This window comes from Microcoleus sp. BM001215392, assembly GCF_036700185.1.
Taxonomy (GTDB): Bacteria; Cyanobacteriota; Cyanobacteriia; order Cyanobacteriales; family Microcoleaceae; genus Microcoleus.
In genome coordinates, this window is record NZ_JAUBOJ010000571.1 from 1 (window position 1) to 3,236 (window position 3,236).

2 protein-coding genes are annotated in these 3,236 nt (G+C 47.3%); one reads left to right on the top strand and one right to left on the bottom strand.

The window, feature by feature from the left end; translation table 11 throughout:
* Positions 1-2,454 (top strand): eIF2A-related protein (locus tag QT974_RS32785; RefSeq protein WP_333472538.1); only part of this gene is annotated, 2,454 nt, incomplete at its 5' end.
* A 74-nt stretch (positions 2,455-2,528) separates the two neighbouring features.
* Here the strand turns inward: QT974_RS32785 and QT974_RS32790 are convergent.
* A partial coding sequence (locus QT974_RS32790) for a TIGR03032 family protein (RefSeq protein ID WP_333472539.1) occupies positions 2,529-3,236 on the bottom strand: 708 nt, incomplete at its 5' end.

Consider the following 3,236-nt stretch of genomic DNA (forward strand, 5'->3'; position numbering starts at 1 on the left):
CTCCTACAGGCACTAGGCTCTTTGCAACGGCGATCGTTGATTGAAAAAAACAACGCTCGATTTACTCAACAACCTGTAGTCATGGAGTACGCGATCGCTCGATTAATTGAGCATATTTGTGAAGAAATCATTGGGTTAAAATTTGAGTTTTTAAACATTGAAAATTGTAATAAAGTTGCTAACTTTAAACCCGATCGCCTTCAACTTTTTAGGAGTCACGCTCTGGTTAAAACTCAACCCAAACAATATGTGATTGAGACTCAAATCCGCCTCATTCTTCAACCAGTTATTGAGAGATTAATTACGAGTCTTGGCGACTCAAAAACTCTAGAAAATTGTCTAGATCGAATTCTTGAGATGCTGCGAGGGAAACCGCCCCTAAAGATTGGATATGCAAGTGGAAATATTATCAATCTACTTCGCCAATTACAGGTAGATCTAAGCGGTTATGACTTTTCAAATCTAACGGTTTCGCAAGCCAACCTCCAGGGGATAAACTTGCACAATGTCAATTTTGCCAATTCTGACCTGCGTCAATCGGTTTTTTCTGACATATTGGGTGCTGTTACGTCACTAGCACTGGCACCAAATGGCAAATGTGTGGCGACGGCCGATCTACACAATAATATTCACCTGTGGGACGTGCAAAAAGGCAAACAACTTTTGACCTTTCAGGGACACGCCCACTGGGTAAAATCAGTTGCTTGGAGTCCAGATAGTCAAACCCTAGCGAGTGGTAGTTATGACCACACGGTGAAGCTTTGGGATGTTCGTACTGGCATCTGTGTAAAAACTTATACCGGACATAATAATATAGTCCACTCAGTCGCCTTCAGTCCGGATGGTCAAATTTTAGCGAGTGGTAGTGCTGATAACACGGTAAAGTTTTGGGATGTTACGACTGATAGTTGCGTTATAACGTTCACCGGACATACGAATGAAATCTATTCAGTCGCCTTTAATCGGGATGGTCAAATTTTAGCGAGTGCTAGTGCTGACAGCACGGTAAAGTTTTGGGATGTACGCAAGGGCAAGTGCTTTAAGACGTTGTACGGACATACGAATTCGGTCTATGCAGTCGCCTTCAGTCCTCAAGGTAATACCCTAGCGAGTGGCAGTGCTGACTGCACAGTCAGGCTTTGGGATATCCGTGATGGTGAGTGCGTTAAAACTTGCACGGGACATAGCAGTGTAGTTGCATCAATCGCCTTTAGTCCCAATGGTCAAACCGTAGTGAGCGGTAGTTATGACAAAACGGTGAAGTTGTGGGATGTTAGCACGGGTAGCTGTGTCAGAACCTTCATCGGACATAGCGATCGCGTAGAGTCCGTTACCTATGCGCGTAGCGCAGGCTACGCCAACAGTTCAGATGGTCAAATAGTAGTGAGTGGTAGTTTTGACAATACAATTCGGTTTTGGGATTGTCAAACAGGTAAATGTTTCAAAACTCGCACCGGATATAACAGTTGTGTATTAGCAGTTCCTTTTAGTCCCTGCGGTAAGCTCTTAGCTAGTGGCAACACTGACACTAAACTGAGGCTGTGGGATGTCAATACTGGCAGTTGCGTGAGAACGTTCACAGGACATACTCAACCAGTCATAGGAGTCGCATTTAGTCCCGATGGTAAAACAATCGCTAGTGGGGGTGCTGACAAAACGCTGAAGTTATGGAGTGTCAATACGGGCAAGTGCATAAAAACGTTCGCGGGACATACTGATTGGGTATATGGAGTTGCCTTTAGTCCAGATGGCAAAACTTTAGCCAGTAGCGGTTGGGACCAGAGCATCAGGTTCTGGGATTGTCAAACGGGTCAATGTTTCCGAACTTGTACCGAACCTAGCAATTCCATATTTTTCCTCTCTATGTTTTTCGTCACTTTCAGTCCCAGCGGTAAAAGCCTAGCCAGTAGCAGTTTTGACTGTGTAAAACTATGGGATGTCAGCACTGGTAGTTGCTTAAAAACCTTCACTGGACATACAAATGAAGTACTTTGGGTTGCCTTTAGTCCGGATGGTCAAATCATAGCTAGTGCTAGTACCGATCGAACGTTGAAGTTGTGGGATGTCAATACGGGTAACTGCATCAAAACATTGACTGGACATACCAATTGGGTATGGTCAGTTGCCTTTAGCCCAGACGGAAAAACCTTGGTTAGTGGTAGTTGCGATCGAACGGTGAGGCTGTGGGATGTCAGCACTGGAAGATGTATCAGAACTCTCACCGGACATACCCGTGAAATCTACGCAGTCAGTTTTAGTCCGGATGGTCAAACTGTAGCAAGTGGCTGTGCGGATGAAACGGCAAGGCTGTGGGATGTCAATACGGGTGAGTGCCTAAAAATACTGAAACCACCCCGACTCTACGAAGGTATGAACATCACTGGGATTACAGGTTTAACTGAAGCACAAAAAGCCACGCTCAAAGCTCTCGGCGCGATCGCTCGTGGCGAATGAGCCGAATCTGGGCAACAAATTATTAATTTTTCAAACCCAAGCCACAACTTACAGCACCCTGGGTACTTCCCAGCTTAGCCGATCGTTACAAGGCGGCGAATTTCGTCAGTTTTAAAGCCAATTGCCATCGGGCGACGCACTCCCGGTAGCACCTGCACGTCGTACAATTCCTCTACCACTCCTTCAATCCGCAACGAGTGGACGATATCCCCGCTTCTGAGGTCAATCACCACTAATCCGCAGCGGGGTTCGGCATCTTTGGCACGCAGGTTGTCATCTAAGGACAAGCCAGAAAACGTCTTGTTATGCCGGGGTTTGGATAGCCCGACGATCGCAAAGTCACCGCTGAAGGCACAGCCGCGCATATAGCCAGGGCAGAAAGCTACTGGCTCAAAGACACCCCGTTCGATGTCTGCAAAGCCAAATTCTCCAGTACCGGAGTTGAGCAACCACAGCTTATCCCTGTACCAGCGGGGGGAGTGGGGCATGGAAAGTCCGCTCAGAATTATCTCATTGCTGCTGATATCAATAACGCAGCCGCCATCGCGCCTTCTATCCCGCCAACCGTCCGCCACATCACTCTGGCTGACTGCTGTCACGTAACGGGGTAGCCCGTCTCGCATTGCCAAGCCGTTCAGGTGACAGCGGTCTTCTGCCGCTAGTTTGGAGATGAAGGGGGGTTGCCACAGGGGGATGAAGCTGTACTTTTCACTGACTGTGGCGAGACAGCTAAATAGGGTATTGACGAAGATGACCCCCCCTAACCCCCCCTTAGTAAGGGG